The following is a 20183-nucleotide window of genomic DNA, read 5'->3' as shown; positions in this document are numbered from 1 at the left end:
ATTATAGTTCTTATTAACGTACAATGGTAGTTTTATTTTTCGACAAACAGTACTATTTTCACATATTTAAAGAAATTAATGATTATTCGTCTAAATAGCAGCACATTATAAAAGTTTGACTATATAATCGAATTATTGATATATTTGCTTATATAATCGAATTTCTAGGAGGTTTCATGAAATGCCCCAACACCCAGCCTCAATTTTCATCATGGACATCCAAAATTCCTCAGCAGAGGGAATGGGAGAAGAATTATCAGCCTATTTAGAAAAAATGGTAAAATGGATTAAGACTTGGACAAATGATGAAGTGATTGTGAAACACCGCAGGGGAGATGAAATCATCTTGATTGCAAATGGGTATTCAACTGCATATGAAATTGCCCATTTCATCAGCGTCATATGGAACCTGCCAGACAATCCTCCATATTTCGGAGTTACCTTTGGAGACATCAATAGAGAATTAAAAGAGATTGATATCGAAACGTGGATACATCCCATGATCAAGCTTGCGAGGGAAGCCAATGAATCTCTGAAAAAAGAGGGAGATAACAGATCTCAGTTCAAGTTTTATATAAAAGAAAACCGGGCAGAAGTTCAGCTATTGATGAATTCCCTGCTGCTGATGCATCAAAAGCTTGTGAATGAACAAACAGATCTGCAGAAGATGGTGTTTTCCTTATTTGAGATTTTTAATCAGCAGAGAAAAGTGGCAAGCATTTTAGGCAAATCCCCATCCACGATATCAAGTCACTTTAAGAAAGGGAGCGGGGAAGAATTAAGAATGATTTTCATTAATTTGATCATTGTTTTGAACTCGCTTCAGCAAAAAGAATTCCCTGATTCACATCCAGCTCTGCCAAAATTGCAGCAGTCCATCCGCACCTATTTACAGCAGCACATCAGCGAATGGTATTCAAAAGAGGAAGGAAAGGGGAACCTATGATTTTATTAAGTCTCATTCTGGCTCATTTAATTGCTGATTTTTTTCTCCAATCGGATGAGATGGTGAGAGAAAAGCTGAAGAATTTGAAAAAGCATATGCTGCATCACTTTATTGTCCTTTTACCGGCAACGCTTTTGTTCTGGGGGTTGTCCTTTGATTTTGCAAAGCCACTGAAATATGTCGTTTTGCCGATTTTGTTTTTATTAGGCACTCATTTTCTGATCGATTTTCTAAAAATAAAGCTGCTGGACAAAACAGCCGGCAAGCAAAACATGAAAAAGCTTTTCTATTTTATTGCAGATCAGATCATCCATCTGGCAATGATTATCACTGCTTGTCATTTGTTTTTTAAGGTAACTTTTTCTGGACTGCTGGAAAAAGGAATTGAGCTCTTAACAGAGAATTCTTCTTTAAGTATACTGAATTCCGTCCTTTTTATTATCATTATTGTGATTTTGGTGACAAGTGTAAGCGGGCACATAATCCGGATCTTGCTCGGGACGCTGCCTGATCAGCTGCTTTCGTTTGAGGGCAGGTATTCTTTTAAGAATGAGCGGAAAGAGGAGCAGATGAATTCAGCCGGCGGACTTGTAGAAGAGTACACTTATTATACTTTTAATAAGCATGATCTATCACGGGGAAAGCTGATCGGATACATCGAGAGGCTGCTTGTCATCATTTTAACTTTTTATAGTGCTTATCCTGCAATTGCATTCATTGTGACGGCTAAGTCAATTGCGCGATTTAAACAGATGGACGACCGGAATTGGGCTGAGTATTTTCTTCTTGGGACTTTAACATCCATGTTTCTTGGCATTTTCTTTGGCTTGCTGCTGAGGGAAGTTTTAATTTAAAAGAAGGAGATGTTGTCAGTGAGGCAGATTATTGCGATGGGGGGCGGAGGATTTTCAATGGAGCCTGAAAATCCGCTGCTTGATCAATACATATTAAAGCAAAGTATGAAGGATCTTCCGAAAGTTTGTTTTGTACCGACTGCAAGCGGGGATCAGAATCAATATATAGAAAAGTTTTATGATGCCTTTCATTCCCATTCATGTGTTCCTGATCATCTAGCTTTGTTTGATCCTCATTTTTATGATTTGGAGGATTTTGTCATGTCGCAGGATATTCTTTATGTTGGAGGCGGCAGTACGAGAAACTTGCTTGTTTTATGGAAAGAGTGGGGGTTGGATTTGATTATTAGAAAGGCTTATGAGAACGGGACCATACTTGCAGGTTTGAGTGCGGGAGCTATTTGCTGGTTTGAAGAGGGGCTTACAGATCCCATGAACGCTCCGCTGTATAAATTAAACGGAATTGGCTTCCTGCATGGCAGCTGCTGCCCTCATTATGATGGGGAGGAGAAACGCAGACCTGCATATCAGGAACACATTTTATCCGGTAAAATGAAAGCAGGATACGGCCTTGATGATGGTGCTGGGATTCACTTTATAGATGAAAAACTTTATAAAATTGTCAGCTCAAGACAGAATGCCAGAACTTTTTTTGTCGAAAAATCAGAAGATTCCATACACGAAGAAGAAAAATTCCCCTTATACTTGGGTGATCAGTAATGCAGCTGTTTTTTCAATACAATTGGCGTGTAAGAGAAGAGTGGTTTGAATGGTGCAAAAATCTGACTGACGAAGAATTGCAGCAAAAACGGTCAGGAGGAGTCGGCTCCATAATTGAAACTCTGCTCCATATCATTGATGTGGAATACAGCTGGATCAATGTGCTTAAGGGTGAAAAGATCATCGATTTTACGATCAGGGAATACCACTCACTTGAAAAGATTATCCGATTATCGGGAGAACTGCAGTCAGAAATGATCACGTATCTGCAAAATTGGAACATTGCATGGGAAAATGAAAATGCAACTCCGCCTTGGATGGACGGCACCTATAAAAAAGGGGAAATCATCCGCCATGTCATTGCCCATGAAATTCATCACGCAGGACAGCTGTCCGTCTGGGCAAGAGACATGGGGAGAGAACCTGTTGGAGCAAGTTTTATTGGCAGAGGGTTCATTCCAGAAAAAAAAGCTGGATATCCAGCTTTTTAAAAAGACTCATTCACTTCCCAAGCTTCTACTAATTGATAGGCAGCATTGTAATCATATCCTTTTCCGAGCAGATAGGACATGGCGGCTACTTCCATTAGAGCATGCTGGTACGACGTGAAATGTGCTTCTTTTAAACCATGCTGTACAAATGGGTGAACAGCATTTAATGTGGATGATTTTAGTTTTTGCATGACTGGCTTAGGATAGCGTGCGTATGGATATGGCATGTAATGATACAATTTAAAACCTCCTCAAGATGATCATCATTAGCATATGCAGGCTTATCGGCTAAGTTCCTGCAAAATTCCGTATTATTTTTATTGATAAGAGCAGATACTATCAAAAAAATGATAAGGATGTTGAAGATGGAAAAAACGATGATCAAAGGGCTGTTTGCACTATGTGCAGTATTGTTCCCTTTTGTAATACGGAAGCCAAATGTAAAGGAAATGCTTATTGTCTTCTTTTCCAAAGGTATATTGTCTACCCTTATTGATGCTTATGTTGTCAATACTAAAAGAGTCAAGTATCCTGTTAGGCCATTTTCAAAAATTTTCAATACAAATATTCTTTTTGATTTGGTGTTTTTTCCGTTATTAAGTGTCATTTGGGTCCGTCAATCTTACAAAGATAAATTGCCTGGGATCCTGTTGAAAAGCTTAACCTGGAGTGTGCCGATGTCCATTGCTCAGTGGTATATGGAAAAAACGACCCGTTTATTTAAATGGAAGAAGTGGTCTGTCTTTCATACCTTTGCAAGTATCAGCTTTACGCTTTTAACGATAAGAGGACTTGCTGCAGTTGTGAAAAGGACAGATAAAAATGCAGATACATATCAGGACTATTAATAGGAAATGGGACCTTAAGCAGATCTCATTTCTTGTTTTCGGTCAATTCTCAAATTAAAGACTAGACCAAATAATACAAGCAATCCTCCAAGTATTTTCCCTTGAGACAATTCACCAAGTGTAAAGTAGTCAATGACAATCCCCGTAAATAACTGACCTATGAAAATAAAAAGAGTTAAATAAAATGCAGATACTTTCGGCGTGAGATAGCTTGAAAGAAAGATGACTATGACTCCTGCTGCACCGCCTAAGTAAGCCCAGCTTGGAACTTGTGTAAAGTCTAAAGTCGAAAAGGAAACTGCCTCGCTGCTGAATAAAAGAAAAACCAAGGATAACATCAGGCCTGTCACAAAATTGATGAGCGTACCTTCAAGTAAACCAATTTTGTCTGCAAGGTTGGAATTGATGATTCTTGCGATAACAATTGAAACTCCTGCTAAAATAGAAATAATCAAGTAGATCATTGTAAATACCTCCTTAATAAAATGTCATAACAGCACTGCCCAGCAGAATAAATGCCAGACCTATGCATTTTGTTTTGTTGAATTTTACGGTTTTCATACCCAGCAGCCCGTAGTGATCGATGATAATGGCAGCCAGGGACTGCCCTAACAATCCAAGGGCTATCGTGACAGATACCCCAAGTGACATGAAGCTGATATTTGAAAAAAGGACGGTAAGCACTCCAATGGCGCCAGCGCTGTACAAATAAAGCGGCAGTCCTTTTTGGAAATGAATAGGTTTTTTTATAAATAAGAAAACGGCGCAAATAGCAAGAAGACCGACGAGATGAATGGCAACGCTAGAGGTGTAATTTCCTATGCCATTTGAGAGTTCTCCGTTCAATACAATCATAATGGCAATAAAAGCGCCAACAGCAGCAGAAATCAGGTTGTACAAAAATATTCACTCCTTTTATAGATGTCTTGTTTCATTATCCATATATAAAAGAGATATAATGATGACATATGTCACATTGCGCGAGGTTTTTTATGAAAAAATTACAAAATCAGAAATTGTTTGAAGAGTATATAGCGGTGAACAAAATAGCCGGCTATTTTTCCGAGGATATGAAAGCATGGATGGAACTGTACGTCTTTTCAAAAAATGAATATTTATGCCGGGAAGGAGCAGAAATGGATTATCTCTATTTTTTTGTAGATGGACGTGCAAAGGTTTACACGACATTAAGCAACGGGAAATCACTGCTGCTCTCATTTTATGAGGGATTTAAAGTGCTGGGAGATGTAGAACTATTCCAAGTGCGGGGAGCAGCATCAAGTGTTCAGGCTATTGACGATACATATTGTATTGGCATTTATTTGCCGCAAGTAAGAGAAAAATTGCTTCGGGATCCTGTTTTTTTAACCTTTATGGGATATTCTCTATCCGACAAGCTGAACAGGCTTTCAAAAAATAGCTCCATCAATTTGTATTATCCGCTTGAACATAGACTTTCAAGCTATATTTTAGCTACTGGTGTGAAAAAGGAGAGCATCCTATTTAAAGAAAATCTGACGTACCTCTCTGAAATGCTCGGCACAAGCTATCGTCATCTTCTGCGGACTCTGGATATGCTTTGTAAAAGAGGTACAATCCGCAAAAGGGAGAATGCTTATGAAGTGATGAATGAGAGTGAATTGCGAAAGCTTGCAGGGGATATTTATAGGTAGGCAAGAAAAGAAAGAATGAATTGACATCCAGTAAATGTTTCGAATGATGCGGGCTGACATTTTCTGAGGACTTCAGTTAAGTGAGCTTCTTTATTTTGCCTATTTTAAATCGGCACGGAAAACGGGGTTTCAATATTAGACTAATTTATAAAGTCAGGTTTATAAATAGAAAAGAAAATTTGTAAAGCGATTACAAAAGCGAAGCTTATTTAACTTTCAACAAAACCTGCAGGGGATATTAATAAATAGTACAGACCCAAAAAAATATTTTGGGTCTGCTTTCATCTGCTTATCACTATTTTCCTATCATCTTATGAATGGATTTAACCATGATTTCAATGTCCTCTTTAGTACTTCCATCAAGCATTGCTGCTTCTGCTTCAATTGCGATTTGAACTAAAGATTGTTTTGCTTAGAGAACAAAGTGGCATTGCTGACTTAAGGCGGGTATGCTTTAATCAGAAAATACCTGGTACAGATCATGTTCTTCCTCCGAATGCAGCAGGATGCAATGAAGAAGATTTTTCAGTGTGAAAAATGCAGGGGCAGCCTCTGCATTTTACTTTTTCTCAGGATAGAGCAAATAGTTTAAAACGATATTTAAAAGTAAAATCAAAATGATAAATGCAATTCCCGGGCCTAATACAATCCAGGGCGCCGTCATCAAATCAAATTTGCTTTGGCCGATCATGCCTGCCCATTCCCCTGACTGAGAAAGAGAGCGTTCGTCATCTCCAAAAACCCCGCCAGGTTTATCTCCGCCAATAAAAATTTCAAATATCCCTAAATAAATGAGCAGCAAAAGGGTTTGAATCATCTGCTGGAAAAAGATGATCAGAATTCGTTTATTCAGAACGGGTAATATGTGTTTAAAAATAACATGTCTATTGTTCGCCCCTAAATGATAGGAAACTTCAATATACGGTTCTTTAAGGATTTGCTTAATTTCGCCTGACATCAGCAGCATGACCGGTGAAATTCCAACGATGAAAATAACTAAAAATTGAAAGGCGATCATAGGTGTATATCCTATTTCATCTTTAATAATATTCAGTGGCCAGATTAAGATAAAAACCAGAATGAACGAAGGTATGTATTGATATGGAATTAAAAAGCACTTTGCCAATGATTGGATGGACCTGGGCAAAAAGGCAAAAACAGATCCCGCAGCCACAGCAGCCAGTGTTCTTAGAATCGAAACGCCAAGAGCGAAAGTAATAGTGTATTTTGCTCCTTCCAATAATCTGAGTCCTAAATCATTTCCATTTCTGTCAGTCCCAAATGGCTGCTTAAGAGATGGAGGAAAAGGAGCTGTGCCCGCAATATCGCCATTTTCATCGTATTTTATTATCACAGAACTTGTCTGGCTTTTAAATCCAAACTCATAAATAAAACTCATAAGGAGAAGCAGCCCAATAAGTATGCAGGGAAAAAAGACAAATAATAGCTTCTTTTTATTCATGCTGAGTACCTCTCATTAATAAAGAATACCATTTTTTAAAAATCCACTGCAGTAACCCGAATGGAATCAGGATAAGCAGAATGCCAATTGCGATTACTTTCTGTTCCATATATCCAAATAAAAATCCAGTGATGCCATTCATTTGAAAAAGAAATTCAACCGCCACTAAGCTGGAAAGCATAAACCAGTAAATAGAGGAAATGTGATGGTGCAAAGAAATAAATACATTTCGCAGAATCTAAAATATTGATAAGTGAACGGATCATCAGGGCGATCGGTACAAAACTTAGACATAGTATCGGAAATAGGTAAACTTTATCTTCTAAACCATAAATCTGAAGCACTTTTATTCCCGTGCTTTTGAAAAATGAGATAACGCCGTATTGAAAAGCCAATATCAAAATGACATCTGGTATTGATTCAAAGATCATCAGGATGCCGCGAGCGATTTTTCGCATATGGGCTGAAGCAAGTATATACAAGGCTGAAAATAAAAATGCTGAAGTCAGTGAAATCAAAAATGAAAGGAATAATATGCTGATGGAATAAAAATAAGCATTGAAAATAAAAGGAAACAATTCAAGCTTATCTCCATAGCTTACAAACGTTAAATCAAATGGAGTAAGAATCTCAGCAGTAATTTGCCCAATTGCATTTAGATAGGATACTGGGAAAAATCCAAATCCAACAGGAAAACCATCTTTTTCCAAGAAGACTAAAGAAGGTAATGCTGCAATGCTGCAGCTGCCCAGAATGATTAGGATTATTTTTAATAATAGGGTAACGAATTGTTTCAGTCTAATATTTACCATATATGGCAGGCACATCCTTTCGCACATTCTATTGTACCAAAAGTGAAAAGGGAAATACCGTAATAATTCATATTATGATAGAATGTTAATTGTATAGTTTTGCAGGAATATTCCAAACTTTAGCCCTATTAATTATTCCTCATCTAAACAAGAATAGAAATACATATGATTTTTCTGCAAGAATTAGGGGTGCTTTTACTTATGACAGCTTCAGATGAGTTAATTCGGTTTTTAGATGAAAATATTTCTACTTTTATCGCTGCATGGCGGCAAAATATTACGATTTCAGAAGACGATCTTCATCAGGAAGAAGTAGAGAAAAACGGGATGAGGATGTATGGATTGGTGAAAAAAACGATTCAGCAGCCGTTAAGCTCAGATGAAATTGATATTCTGGCTAGTAAGGTAGCTCTAGAAAGAGTAGAAGCAAATGTAAACATCGGTGATTTCATAAATAATGTGAATCTTGGAAGACGTGCAGTGATTAGTTATATTGTCAGTTCTGGAATTCCGCGAAATGATCTGCAGCCTTATATTGAAGAAATCAATGCACTTTTTGATCAGTTTTCTTATTTTGCTGTAAAGAAATACACTGAGGTTAAAGAAGAAATATTACAGGAAAAAATTTCATTCATTGATCAAAGCCATAAAGAGAGGCTGACCATATTGGGTCAAATGTCATCAAGCTTTGTCCATGAATTCAGAAATCCGCTTACAGCTGTAAAAGGCTTCATTAAACTGATGCAAAATGATCATCCTGATTTGAAGTATTTAGACATCATCAGTCATGAGGTTGATCAGCTGAATTTTAGGGTGTCACAATTTCTCCATGCATCCAAAAAAGAGACGATAGAGAGTAAACGTGAAATGCTTGACCTCAGTGAATTATTAGATGAGGTTCTATCATTTATGTATCCCAGTCTTCTTGATGGCAGCGTCAAAGTACAGGAAATCTCCAAAAGAGAAACAAGGGTTATTGCGAGCAAAGATGAATTAAGGCAGGTATTTTTAAATCTATTGCTTAATTCCATTGATGCGCTTCAGAAAATAGTGTCTGACCGGACGATTACGATTGAATTTGAAATAATTGATAACATGACATATGTACATATTGGCAACAATGGTCCAATGATTCCGCCGAAGCAAATTCAAACGATATTTGAACCTTTTTTCACTACAAAAGAATTAGGAACGGGAATTGGTCTTTACATCTGCAGAAAAATAATTGAAAGTCATCAAGGGACAATTCAATGTTATTCTGATGAGCATTCGACCCGGTTCTCCCTATCACTTCCGCATATTACCTCATAAAAGAGGACCTGGAATAGAATCCAGGTCTATTTTAAATTCTTTATTAATTTTGATGTGATAATCGCCATAAATAAAGTACTGATAATAAATCCAATCAGCATTTCAGAAGCAGCAATCATATTAGAGATTACCCCAATCGAAGTAATATCTCCAAATCCAGTTGTAGTGAACGTCGTAATACTGTAGTACAAAAAGTCATCACCTGAAAGCTCTTTTCCCGAGAACTTAAAGGATTTTTCTCCTTTTATCAGGTATATTTGCATATAAAGATTTGCATAAGTTGTTATAATTAATGAGAGAAGAAAGCCAGACCCTGTAAAGATGTTTTGAAGGCTTTCCTCCGTTTTAGGGATAGTGATAATAAATTCAAAAAGAAAATACAAACAAATAAGGAGCATAATTAATAAAGCTATAAAAAGGATGAAATGAGGTATATTTACTTTTAAAAATGTTTCTATCAGAAGCAGGGTGATCATGAATACGTTTAGACTAAGGTATATATACAGTTTTTTTTTATTAAATTCATGTTTTGCCAGCATAGTTCCCTCGTTATAGTGGATTTCTACTATTTTCTCCTTTCAAAAAAATCTCATACAGTATACTTTTTTCACTATCTAACACAAAAGTGCGTACTTGTTGAATTTGCTTATTTATCTAATAATGTTTTTATTAAGAAAAAGAGAAAGAGAAAGAGAGGGGTATTATGCAACTTAGAGTATCAGCAGTACAATATGATCTTTTCACCATCCGTTCCTTTAAAGAATTTGCAGATCAGGTCGAACATTATATGAAAACAGCAGAGGAATTCGGTTCTGATTTCGTTTTATTCCCGGAGTTTTTCACAACCCAGCTTATGTCCATAGGAGATGCAGCGGGAAATGCATTAACAATAAACGAGCTGCCTGATTTTACAGAACAATATCGGGAATTATTTATAAACCTTGCACAAAAAACAGGTATGCATATTATTGGCGGGACGCATGTAATTAAAAGAGAAAATCGCCTTTATAATGTAGCTCATTTATTTTATCCGGATGGAAGAGTGGCTGAACAGGCAAAACTTCACATAACACCGACAGAGGTTCATGAGTGGAATATGACGCCAGGGGACGATCTTGAAGTATTTGAAACAGAAAAAGGAACAATCGCCATGCTGACTTGTTATGACATTGAGTTCCCCGAAATAGTCCGTATTGCAAAAGCAAAGGGGGCAGATGTTATTTTTTGTCCATCCTGTACCGATGATCGTCACGGTTTCCACAGAGTTCGTTATACCAGTCATGCCCGGGCAATCGAAAATCAAGTGTATGTTGTAACAACTGGTACTGTAGGATCCCTTCCAACTGTTGACTTTATGAGAGGAAACTTTGGTCAAGCAGCTGTTATTACACCAAATGATGTACCTTTTCCTCCGAAAGGGATAGCGGCTGAAGGTGAAATCAATCAGCCTATGATTGTAACGGCAGATCTTGATCTTGAGCTTCTTTATAAAGTCCGTGCGAGCGGTTCAGTTACAACATGGCGTGATCGCCGCACAGATTTATACCCTGATTGGGAAGCAAAGCAGGGGGATCGGACTCTGCTATAAGGAGGAGTACTCTTGTATGTAAAAGAATTTTTTGTTTATGATGGAGACAAGCCTGTAAAAGCAGTTGTTCGAAACTACACACAAAAGGATTTTGATGCATTAATCCGCATTCAGCAGGAGAGCTTTCCTCCTCCATTTCCGTCTGAACTGTGGTGGAATGAAGAACAGCTGAAAAATCATATCACGCTCTTTCCAGAGGGCGCACTTTGCATTGAAATCAATGGAGAAGTCGCGGGTTCTATGACAGGACTGCTTGTACAGTTTGATCCAAATCACCCTGAACATACATGGGAGGAAATCACAGACAATGGGTATATTCGCAATCATGATCCAAATGGAAATACTCTTTATGTAGTTGATATTGGTGTTCGTCCCGCTTACAGAAAGCTGGGACTTGGAAAATGGCTTATGTTTTCCATGTATGATGTGGTTGTACACAAGGGATTGGATAGTCTGCTTGGCGGGGGAAGAATGCCTGGTTATCAGCAGCATTCAGATAAATGGACGCCAGAGCAATATATTGGTCGTGTGGTAGAGGGGAATGTAAAAGATCCAATTATCTCTTTCTTGCTGCGCTGCGGAAGAACGCCTGTCCAAGTTGTACCCAATTATTTAGAGGACGAGGAATCGTGCAATTATGGCATGTTAATGGAATGGAAAAATCCTTTTAATAAATAGGAATACGGGAAGAAGTATGGAATATAAAAGAATAAATAGCATTACCGATCTTTTGTTCAAATCCATGCATCAATTAATGCAAAAAGTTTCCTTCATCTTGGAACAATAATGGCCAAGCTGTGACGGGTCTTGATCTTGGTTTTCTTCCAATGACAGAAAATCTGTATGGGGTAGATGCAGATCTTATCGTAAGCTTTATAAAACGAAATGATTCTGTGCTCTCAAACAAACCTCGAAGAATGGGAAGAAACGATCGGAAATTTGGAGACTAAAGAAAAAGCAGGCTTTCTGCCATTATGATGAACAAAAAATCCTCGTTTGATGACGAGGATTTTTTGTTTTAAAATGTGTTATAAATATCATCACATTCACCAGGTCTGGGCTGATAAAAACAATGCAGCTTGTAGCGTGCGACGAGCAGCTGGTTATACCAAGTAGGAGGGCAGTCTCCAGGCGGCCTGAAGTACCATAAGCTGAATTTTGCAGGCCAATACCGTTCGCCCGCTATACTCCGTCTCGCCAGCCTCCTTTCCTTTTCTCTTGCTCTTTGATAAAAATAACCGTGCTGAACGGCCTCAAACGCGTGCTCTTGGTAGATCATCTGCGGGATGGTGCGAATGTTTTTAAAGTCCGAGCAATTAGCTCTAACCCGATTAATCCCTACATTTCCTACAAGCTGCATGCCCCTTATTCCTTCGCCTTCAGCTTCGGCTCGAAGCAATCTGGCCATTAAATCGATATCTGAGTTATTTGCTTTTACAACTGCCATGATTTCGCCTCCATTGTCGTGGCATATTCTTATCTTATTCTAGTGACTTGCTGATTGACGTTTCAATTTCATTTTTTTATAAAATGTAAAAATAAAAATAAATGATGACTGAGATATCAGAAAATACTTACATTCTGACCTGTCAGTCCTATTCCATTTTATTAAGAAGCAAATTCGTTTACAGTTTTAATTAAAAAGAGTATTGTATAGAGATGGATTTAATCCGACTAATTTCATAAGAAAAGGGGATTATATGATGTCTGAAACGACTCTAAATAGGAATTCTGCATATAAACCGCGAACAACTGTCGTCTCGGAGCTAAATCCGATGCAAAAGCCGCTTGTTGCAGCAGGATTACTTGCAGGTATCATTTTATTCATTGCGATTTTAACTACGACTAATACAACTCAGGCTGTGTTATATATTATTGGAATTATGCTTGGCGTTACCTTGCTCCATGCTCGTTTTGGTTTCACATCTGCATTCAGGCGTCTGATGTCGGTAGGAAACGTTCAAGGTCTGCAGGCTCACATGCTTATGCTTGCCATTGCTTCAACATTATTTGCTGTTATATTAAGCACCGGCTTTAGTTTTACGGGAACAGCTCCGGCAGGATATGTATCGCCAGTTGGTGTAAGTGTTATTTTCGGATCTTTTATCTTTGGAATTGGGATGCAGCTTGGGAATGGGTGTGCTTCCGGAACACTTTATTCTGTCGGCGGCGGTTCCTCTTCAATGATTTTAACACTGATCTCATTTATTGCGGGGTCTGTTATTGGCGCTTATCAATTTACGTTTTGGATGGAAGATATGCCTTCATTACCGCCCATTTCACTGGCGACTTCAACAGGTTTTGGTTATTTCGGAGCACTGCTTGTTCAATTAGCAGCATTCGCGCTTATCTATTGGATTACAGTACAGATTGCTAAAAAGAAAAATCCTCCAATGATGAAGCCTCTGCCAACTGCTAAAGGCTTTAAAAAAATCATAAGAGGTTCATGGCCGCTGTTCGCAGCAGCTATTATTCTTGCACTATTAAATGCTCTAACTCTAACAATTAGAGGCAATCCATGGGGAATTACATCAGCTTTTGCTCTTTGGGGCGGAAAAGCCTTAATGGCTTCTGGTGTTGATGTTTCAAGCTGGGGTTATTTTGCAGGAGCGAATGGGGCAGCACTTACGAAATCGGTGCTTGCCGATTCCACAAGCGTTATGAATTTCGGCATTATTCTTGGAGCCTTTATATCAGCTGCAGCACAAGGAACCTTCAAACCGGGAAAAATTAAACCGGGTGTAGCTGGTGCCTCTATTCTTGGAGGACTTCTAATGGGGTATGGTGCGCGTCTTGCTTTTGGCTGCAACATCGGTGCTTATTTTGGCGGAATTGCTTCATTCAGTCTCCATGGCTGGGTATGGATGATCATGGCGATGTTAGGTACTTTTCTTGCTTTATTTATTCGTCCGCTGTTTGGTCTGAAAAATCCTAAATCTACAGACTCTATTTGCTGAGAACTCTCTTATGAGGGTTCTTTTTATTAGGTCAAAAAGACTAAATGTTGAAAAAATAAGACAGATTCATTTACGAAACCGCTTTCTTCAACTACTATACAAATGAAAGAGATTAAAGGAGGAATCCAAATGACATACAGAGCAAGTTCAGAAAGGTATCAATCTATGAAGTACAATCGGTGCGGAAATTCAGGTTTGCTGCTGCCGGCGATTTCCCTTGGGTTATGGCACAATTTCGGCGGAGTAGATTCGTTTGAAAATGGCCGCGCTATGCTTCGCCGCGCATTTGATCTGGGGATTACTCATTTTGATCTCGCAAACAATTACGGACCTCCGCCTGGATCTGCAGAAGCAATGTTTGGACAAGTTCTGAAAACGGATTTTGCGCCATACCGGGATGAATTAATCATTTCCTCAAAAGCAGGCTATCACATGTGGGACGGGCCATATGGTGAATGGGGTTCAAAAAAATATTTGATTGCAAGCTTAGATCAAAGCTTAAAACGGATGGGTTTGGACTATGTAGATATTTTCTATTCCCATCGTCCTGATCCTAATACACCTCTTGAAGAAACAATGGGGGCATTAGATCAAATCGTGCGTCAGGGAAAAGCATTATACGTTGGAATTTCAAGCTACACGGCTGAGCAAACGGAAGAAGCAGTGAAAATTTTAAACCGTCTCGGTACACCCCTGCTCATCCATCAGCCAAGTTATTCGATGCTGAACCGTTGGATTGAAAATGGCCTGCAGGATGTTCTTCAGGAAAATCGGATAGGCTCAATCGCTTTTTGTCCTCTTGAACAGGGCTTATTAACAAGCAAATATTTATCTGGAGTTCCTGCTGATTCAAGAGCTGCCAAATCAACTGGCGCCCTTAATGAAGACCGTGTGACTGAAGAAATGGTACATAAAATCAAACAGTTGAATGATGTTGCAGCAGACCGCGGCCAGAACCTTGCCCAAATGGCATTGTCATGGGTTTTGAGAGAAGGACGCGTGACCTCAGCACTTATTGGGGCAAGCAGAGTAAGCCAGATCGAAGAGAATGTTGCTGCGCTGAATCATCTTGAGTTTACTTCGGATGAGCTTGATAGAATTGAAGATATATTGGCCGATAAATAAAGGTCAAGTCTTGCTTTCAAAGCAAGACTTTTTTTATTGTTAGAAAATAATAAAATAATCTATTTCTAGATAATTGTTCGATAATATCGGGTATTAAAATAAGAGGAATGATAGTGTATAAAGTCTAATTTTTAAAGACTATTTTTTTCTGCCGGATTCTTTTCTATCTGTCAGAGCTAAACGGGCTGCTGCGCTTATCTTTTGAAATCTAGTCTTATTGATTCAAATCAAAAAATTATGACTTAGAAAAAGAGGATTTTTCCTGTTTAAGACTAATTAGTGATTATAATGACAGCATTTTTTATAACAACCAATATATGAAAGCTGGTGATCTGTGATGAAAGAGATTCGAGTTGGAATGATTGGGTATAAGTTTATGGGAAAAGCGCACAGTCTCGCTTACCGGAATGTTCCATTCTTTTTTCCGGGAGCAGCAAAGCCTGTACTCAAAGCAATTGCCGGCCGCAGCGAAGAGGGTGTAAAGAAGGCGGCTGATGAGCTCGGCTTTGAAAGCTATGAAACAGATTGGCGGACATTGATAGATAGAGACGATATTGATTTAATTGATATTGTCACTCCAAACAATTCTCATGCAGAAATAGCGATTGCAGCAGCCGAAGCCGGAAAACATATAATATGTGAAAAGCCTTTAGCTTTAAATGTAGATCAGGCAGAAAGGATGCTTGAAGCAGTGACCCGAAATAAGGTCATTCATATGATCTCGCATAATTACCGGTTTGCTCCAGCTGTTCAATATGCGAAGAAATTGATTCAGCAGGGCAGGCTTGGGCGTATCTATCATGTTCGTGCAACGTATCTTCAGGACTGGATTATGGATCCTGATTTCCCGATTGCATGGAGATTAAAAAAAGAGGTAACAGGGTCTGGAGCTTTGGGTGATATCGGGGCGCATATCATTGATCTGACAAGGTTTCTAGTTGGTGAGATTTCAGAGGTAGTTGGTGCAATGGAGACATTCATAAAAGAGCGGCCGATTGAAGGGGAAGCAGGGAAAAAAGGGAAGGTTGATGTAGACGATGCTGCTTCATTCATCGCTAAATTTGAAAATGGGGCAATGGGAGTATTTGAAGCAACTCGTTTTGCAGCAGGAAATAGAAATCGTAATTGTTTTGAGATCAATGCTGAGTTTGGATCCATCAAATGGGATCTTGAAAACATGAACAATTTGCATGTGTACTTAAGTGAAGATGACAAAGGCCTTCAGGGCTTTAGGGTCATTAACTGTACGGAAGAAGAGCACCCTTATGCCCATGCATACTGGCCCGCAGGTCATATTATAGGATATGAACATACATTTGTGAACTTAATATCCGAATTGATGAAAGCGATTTCAAATAATGAACATAAACAGCCTAATTTTTATGATGGCTTAATGAATCAGCTCATTCTTGATGCTATTGAGCGTTCCTCTATTGAAAAGAAATGGATTTCCATTCCAAAGAAAATTGAACAATTGAGCTAAAGCGGGAGGAATCCTGCTTTTTTTATGTTTTATGAGTTTTTTTATAAGATTGAGGCAATAAATCTTCTGGATAATGTATGAATATTTAAATTTATCAAACAAAAGACTTTTCTGTAGAAGAAATAGTTGATATATTGAATATATCAACCGTTGAAAGGTGACGCTATGACAACTTTTAATCCTCTTTACCTAAAAGTCTATAATTTACTGTTAAATCAGATTAGGAGCGGAAAATTAAAGCAGGGAGATAAGGTTCCTTCTGAAAAAGAGCTTGCAGATCAATTTGAAGTAAGCCGTATTACCTCTAAAAAAGCGCTGGATCTTCTCTCAGAAGAAAACTATATTGAAAGAATTCAAGGAAAGGGCTCATTTGTTATTCATTCTGACGCTGCAATTGATGCTTCTTATTCTGCAAAGCAGGATAGTTCAAAACGCCATTTAATCGGTTTTATTCTGCCGGGTTTTGATGAGAGCTATGGAATAGGACTTGTAAAGGGAATTGAAAAGAGATGCAGTGAACTTGGTTTTACGATTCTTTTGAAACTCAGCTATGGAAGAAAGGAAATTGAGGAACAGGCCGTGAATGATTTCCTGGATATGGGAGCTGAAGGTTTGATTGTCTTTCCGGTACATGGAGAGCATGTAAATAATAAACTTCTTGAGCTGGTTTCAAAGAATTTTCCCGTCGTTTTGATTGATCGATTCATTAAAGGGATTCCTGCATCGTTTGTATGTACTGATCACCGTAGAGCAACAATAGAGCTGACGAATCATTTAATCAAGATGGGACACAGAGAAATCGGATTCATTTCTCCTCCTTCAGAGGGAACGACAGCTATTGAGGAGAGAGTGACGGGTTTTCATATTGCCCATTCTGAACAAGGCGTGAAGCTGAATAGAGACTATATCTTGACTGAAATTAAAAACAGTATGCCAATAAACGAAATAACAGAATCACAAGTTTTTAAAGAGGACAATCTGATTTTAGACAATTTCTTAAAAAAGCATCGCAGTATTACAGCCATTGTAGCCTGTGAACATTCTATTGGAGAACAAGTCGCAGCAGGGTTATCCAGGCTGGGAAGACGAATGCCGGATGATGTGTCTGTAGTTTGTTTTGATTCGCCGGAGAATTCGAGAATTCAATTTACTCACATCAAACAGGATGAACAGAGTATCGCTATTAAAGCGGTAAATCTTCTGAAAGAAAAAATGCTGGATTCTGACTTTGCCGTCCAGCAGATATTTATTCCTCACACGATTATTGAAGGGAAAACAGCGAAAGCTTTTTCTATGAAATAGGCCTTCCGAAAAATGTTGAAGCACTTAAGCGGATCACAGATTATTCTAAAAAAATACAATATCGAGGACATTACAGCTTTCACAAGGCACTGGTATGATGGATCCATTCTTAACTGGGCAAATCGCATGAAAATAAGCGGTCCTTGGACAGTATCTGCAATCAATAAATTTTAGAGTATGGTGTTTTCCCTATCCCTACTCCTGCAGGTGATAACTACTCAACCTGGTCTGGGGGCTGGGCAGTTACTTCAAATCTGCCTGCTTCGTAGTTCAGTTTACCAAAACGCCTATGAATTTAGGCGTTTTTTGTTATGTTAAACGAGTTCAATTAATTGATTTATCACAATATTCTCCTCATACTAAATAATATATTAAGAAGTGGAGGAATAATTTATGAAAGCAATTGGACTGCATAAATATTTGCCAATCGAACATGAAGAAAGCTTACTCGACATTGAAATTGATAAACCAGTCCCTTCAGGAAAAGATCTGCTGGTTCAGGTTAAAGCCATTTCCATCAATCCTGTTGATACAAAAGTGCGTGCGCCAAAAGAAAAAGTAGAGGAAAAGCCTAAAATTCTCGGCTGGGATGCAAGCGGCACAGTTGTCGAAACCGGTGAGGATTGTACAGATTTTAAACCTGGCGATGACGTATTTTATGCAGGAAGTATTACGAGACAGGGAACGTACAGCGAATTCCATCTTGTGGATGAAAGAATTGTCGGAAAAAAGCCAGCTGCTCTTGCCCATGCAGAAGCAGCTGCTCTTCCGCTGACTGCAATTACAGCTTATGAAGGACTGTTCGATCGCCTGGAAATTGATCCTGCTGACAAAGAACGAAACAGGAGGAAAAGGATACTGATTATTGGCGGTGCAGGGGGAGTGGGCTCTATAGCCATTCAGCTTGCTAAGTGGGCAGGACTGTCAGTCATTGCAACAGCTTCACGCCCTGAAACGAAAGAATGGGCAGAGAAGTTGGGTGCCGATCATATCATAAATCATCATCAATCTTTAAAAGCTGAACTTGAAACCTTCCAAATTTCAGAAGTAGAATATATCTTTTGTCTGAATAACACGGATCAGCATTGGAGGGGAATGAGCGAAATCATTAAGCCTCAGGGAAAGATTTGTTCTATCGTAGAAAACAGAGAGCCTCTTGATTTGAATTTGTTAAAAAGCAAGAGTGTTACATTTGTCTGGGAATTTATGTTCACCAGAGCGATGTATCAAACAGCAGATATGCAAGAGCAGCAAATCCTGCTGAATAAAATCAGCGAATTGATTGATCAGGGAATTCTAAAAACAACTATAAATCAAACCCTATCACCGATAAATGCTGAAAATATAAAGAAAGCACATCAGTCACTTGAGTCTGGAAAAACAATCGGCAAAATTGTTCTCGAGCATTTTACGATGTGAAAAAAACTGGATTAACTAAGCTGTTAAATGCTACACTAGTGTTAATCTTATTGAATAGTGACAAATAAATCGGATAGGTCTGCCTTTTTATAGAAATTCTAATAAGTCTTTAAAGAAGAGGGAGAGCTTTCTGCCTCTTTTTGCTGTGCAAAAAAAGTTTCGGCCAAAGGCAGGTCCTCTTGCGAAATTAAAGAGGAGAGATAACGAATGACTGTTGATATATTAAAGCTTGCAAGTAAGAATGGTTTAAACCTTATTGAAGAAACGGCTGTTTTGAATGAGTCTGGAATGGATTTTCAAGTCTTATTTGCAGAAGATGAAAGCGGCGTTTCGTGGGTTCTCAGAAAGCCGAGACGCCCTGATGTTATTCAAAGAGGTGCTTATGAAGGGAATATCTTGAAATTAGTTCAAAAACAACTCCCTGTGAGTGTGCCAGAGTGGAAAATTAATACCCCTGAATTAATTGCCTATCCCACGGTTCCGGGAATCCAGACGGGTTCGATTGATATGAACATTCGTAACTATGTCTTTAATATAAACACCGAAAACCTTTCAAAATCATTTGTTCAATCATTGGCAGGAGTGATGTCTGCCTTGCATAACATAGACCATTTTGAAGCAGCAAAATCCGGAGTTGAAGTATTAAGCCCTGACCAAGTACGTCAATCACTCAGTGAACGAATGGATAAAGTGAAAAAAGAAATAGGTACAGCTGATGACCTTTGGAAACGTTGGCAGCAATGGCTATCAGATGATTCGTATTGGCCGGGACATTCTTCATTTATCCACGGAGACCTGCATCCCCCTCACATATTAATAGATAAAGAGGAAAAGGTCTGCGGCATTCTCGACTGGACAGAAGCAAAAGTGACAGATCCTGGTAAGGATTTTGTCTTGTTTGCTACTATCTTTGGAGAAAAAGAACTCGGCTATTTACTGGGAGAGTATGAAAAATCCGGCGGAAAAGTATGGCCAAAAATGAGAGAGCATATTATAGAATGTAAGGCTGCCTATGGCATAGATATTGCTGAGTTCGCTTTAATCACCGGGGAAGATGAGCATTATATTATGGCGAAACAGGCATTGGGTTTATAAAAAATTATTTCCAGCGGTCTGCATAAATGCAGGCTGCTTTTTTGCTGATTTTTATATTTATTCAGTAAATTCTAAAAAATAATTGAAAAATGGATTT

General features: G+C 38.5%; 22 protein-coding genes. 15 read left to right on the top strand and 7 right to left on the bottom strand.

The window, feature by feature from the left end; translation table 11 throughout:
• Positions 1 to 181: 181 nt before the first annotated feature.
• Genes QLQ22_RS13370 through QLQ22_RS13355 form a run of 4 tightly spaced genes read left to right on the top strand, consistent with a single transcriptional unit; the run spans position 182 to position 3011 of the window.
• Positions 182 to 946 carry a hypothetical protein gene (locus tag QLQ22_RS13370; protein WP_284014936.1) on the top strand — a complete coding sequence of 255 codons (765 nt, stop codon included), beginning with the start codon at positions 182 to 184 and terminating at the stop codon, positions 944 to 946.
• A complete protein-coding gene (locus QLQ22_RS13365; protein ID WP_284014935.1) occupies positions 943 to 1800 on the top strand; it encodes a DUF3307 domain-containing protein in 858 nt (285 codons plus the stop codon). The genes QLQ22_RS13370 and QLQ22_RS13365 overlap by 4 nt, the downstream gene beginning before the upstream one ends.
• Before the next feature lie 18 nt (positions 1801 to 1818).
• Entirely contained in the window at positions 1819 to 2520 is a 702-nt protein-coding gene (locus QLQ22_RS13360; RefSeq protein ID WP_284014934.1) for a Type 1 glutamine amidotransferase-like domain-containing protein, read from the top strand.
• Positions 2520 to 3011, top strand: a complete 492-nt coding sequence (locus QLQ22_RS13355) for a DinB family protein (RefSeq protein ID WP_284014933.1) — start codon at positions 2520 to 2522, stop codon at positions 3009 to 3011. Before QLQ22_RS13360 ends, QLQ22_RS13355 begins: the two co-directional genes overlap by 1 nt.
• On the opposite strand, the gene QLQ22_RS13350 is transcribed toward QLQ22_RS13355, so the two are convergent.
• Positions 3008 to 3250 carry a hypothetical protein gene (locus QLQ22_RS13350; RefSeq protein WP_223435345.1) on the bottom strand — a complete coding sequence of 81 codons (243 nt, stop codon included), beginning with the start codon at positions 3248 to 3250 and terminating at the stop codon, positions 3008 to 3010. The two genes, QLQ22_RS13355 and QLQ22_RS13350, sit on opposite strands and share 4 nt — an antisense overlap.
• A 126-nt stretch (positions 3251 to 3376) precedes the next feature.
• Between QLQ22_RS13350 and QLQ22_RS13345 the strand changes: the two genes are divergently transcribed.
• Complete coding sequence (locus QLQ22_RS13345; RefSeq protein ID WP_223435344.1) at positions 3377 to 3859, top strand: CBO0543 family protein; 483 nt, start codon at positions 3377 to 3379, stop codon at positions 3857 to 3859.
• Positions 3860 to 3873: 14 nt separating this feature from the next.
• Here QLQ22_RS13345 and QLQ22_RS13340 read toward each other — a convergent pair whose 3' ends face one another.
• Entirely contained in the window at positions 3874 to 4323 is a 450-nt protein-coding gene (locus tag QLQ22_RS13340; RefSeq protein WP_223435343.1) for a DMT family transporter, read from the bottom strand.
• A gap of 13 nt (positions 4324 to 4336) precedes the next feature.
• Complete coding sequence (locus QLQ22_RS13335; protein ID WP_223435342.1) at positions 4337 to 4759, bottom strand: DMT family transporter; 423 nt, start codon at positions 4757 to 4759, stop codon at positions 4337 to 4339.
• 92 nt (positions 4760 to 4851) lie between these two features.
• Between QLQ22_RS13335 and QLQ22_RS13330 the strand changes: the two genes are divergently transcribed.
• The gene (locus QLQ22_RS13330) at positions 4852 to 5532 is read left to right on the top strand and encodes a cyclic nucleotide-binding domain-containing protein (RefSeq protein ID WP_284014932.1); all 681 of its coding nucleotides are present in this window, start codon (positions 4852 to 4854) and stop codon (positions 5530 to 5532) included.
• A 559-nt stretch (positions 5533 to 6091) separates the two neighbouring features.
• On the opposite strand, the gene QLQ22_RS13325 is transcribed toward QLQ22_RS13330, so the two are convergent.
• Both QLQ22_RS13325 and QLQ22_RS13320 read right to left on the bottom strand, forming a co-directional pair.
• Positions 6092 to 6994, bottom strand: coding sequence for an ABC transporter permease subunit (locus QLQ22_RS13325; protein ID WP_252206914.1), 903 nt, complete (start codon positions 6992 to 6994; stop codon positions 6092 to 6094).
• A gap of 155 nt (positions 6995 to 7149) precedes the next feature.
• Positions 7150 to 7806 (bottom strand): hypothetical protein, encoded by a 657-nt coding sequence (locus tag QLQ22_RS13320; protein ID WP_284014931.1) that lies wholly within the window; start codon positions 7804 to 7806, stop codon positions 7150 to 7152.
• Positions 7807 to 8007: 201 nt separating this feature from the next.
• Here QLQ22_RS13320 and QLQ22_RS13315 point away from each other — a divergent pair, with 201 nt between their 5' ends.
• Positions 8008 to 9117: a sensor histidine kinase gene (locus QLQ22_RS13315; protein WP_223435336.1), complete on the top strand. Its 1110-nt coding sequence runs from the start codon at positions 8008 to 8010 to the stop codon at positions 9115 to 9117.
• Between the two features lie 26 nt (positions 9118 to 9143).
• On the opposite strand, the gene QLQ22_RS13310 is transcribed toward QLQ22_RS13315, so the two are convergent.
• A complete protein-coding gene (locus QLQ22_RS13310) occupies positions 9144 to 9380 on the bottom strand; it encodes an ion channel (protein WP_223443408.1) in 237 nt (78 codons plus the stop codon).
• Positions 9381 to 9820: 440 nt separating this feature from the next.
• On the opposite strand from QLQ22_RS13310, the gene QLQ22_RS13305 reads away from it, so the two are divergent.
• Positions 9821 to 10705, top strand: coding sequence for a carbon-nitrogen hydrolase family protein (locus tag QLQ22_RS13305; protein WP_284014930.1), 885 nt, complete (start codon positions 9821 to 9823; stop codon positions 10703 to 10705).
• 12 nt (positions 10706 to 10717) lie between these two features.
• Positions 10718 to 11383: a GNAT family N-acetyltransferase gene (locus tag QLQ22_RS13300; RefSeq protein ID WP_223435333.1), complete on the top strand. Its 666-nt coding sequence runs from the start codon at positions 10718 to 10720 to the stop codon at positions 11381 to 11383.
• 340 nt (positions 11384 to 11723) lie between these two features.
• On the opposite strand, the gene QLQ22_RS13295 is transcribed toward QLQ22_RS13300, so the two are convergent.
• Positions 11724 to 12152, bottom strand: coding sequence for a cell wall hydrolase (locus tag QLQ22_RS13295; protein ID WP_223435332.1), 429 nt, complete (start codon positions 12150 to 12152; stop codon positions 11724 to 11726).
• 256 nt (positions 12153 to 12408) lie between these two features.
• Between QLQ22_RS13295 and QLQ22_RS13290 the strand changes: the two genes are divergently transcribed.
• The 6 genes from QLQ22_RS13290 to QLQ22_RS13265 all read left to right on the top strand — a co-directional run bounded on the left by QLQ22_RS13290 (position 12409) and on the right by QLQ22_RS13265 (position 20086).
• The gene (locus QLQ22_RS13290) at positions 12409 to 13662 is read left to right on the top strand and encodes a YeeE/YedE family protein (RefSeq protein WP_284014929.1); all 1254 of its coding nucleotides are present in this window, start codon (positions 12409 to 12411) and stop codon (positions 13660 to 13662) included.
• 129 nt (positions 13663 to 13791) lie between these two features.
• A complete protein-coding gene (gene mgrA / locus QLQ22_RS13285) occupies positions 13792 to 14787 on the top strand; it encodes an L-glyceraldehyde 3-phosphate reductase (protein ID WP_223435330.1) in 996 nt (331 codons plus the stop codon).
• Positions 14788 to 15124: 337 nt separating this feature from the next.
• The gene (locus tag QLQ22_RS13280) at positions 15125 to 16270 is read left to right on the top strand and encodes a Gfo/Idh/MocA family protein (protein WP_223435329.1); all 1146 of its coding nucleotides are present in this window, start codon (positions 15125 to 15127) and stop codon (positions 16268 to 16270) included.
• 165 nt (positions 16271 to 16435) lie between these two features.
• Positions 16436 to 17572: a LacI family DNA-binding transcriptional regulator gene (locus QLQ22_RS13275; protein ID WP_284014928.1), complete on the top strand. Its 1137-nt coding sequence runs from the start codon at positions 16436 to 16438 to the stop codon at positions 17570 to 17572.
• Positions 17573 to 17965: 393 nt separating this feature from the next.
• Positions 17966 to 18991 (top strand): zinc-binding alcohol dehydrogenase family protein, encoded by a 1026-nt coding sequence (locus tag QLQ22_RS13270; RefSeq protein ID WP_284014927.1) that lies wholly within the window; start codon positions 17966 to 17968, stop codon positions 18989 to 18991.
• A gap of 207 nt (positions 18992 to 19198) precedes the next feature.
• A complete protein-coding gene (locus QLQ22_RS13265; protein WP_284014926.1) occupies positions 19199 to 20086 on the top strand; it encodes a macrolide 2'-phosphotransferase in 888 nt (295 codons plus the stop codon).
• Positions 20087 to 20183 lie beyond the last annotated feature (97 nt).

This window comes from Metabacillus hrfriensis (assembly GCF_030127205.1).
GTDB classification, from domain to species: domain Bacteria; phylum Bacillota; class Bacilli; order Bacillales; family Bacillaceae; genus Bacillus_P; species Bacillus_P dongyingensis.
The sequence above is the reverse complement of the archived record's forward strand: the minus strand, read 5'-3'. Positions and strand labels throughout refer to the sequence as shown.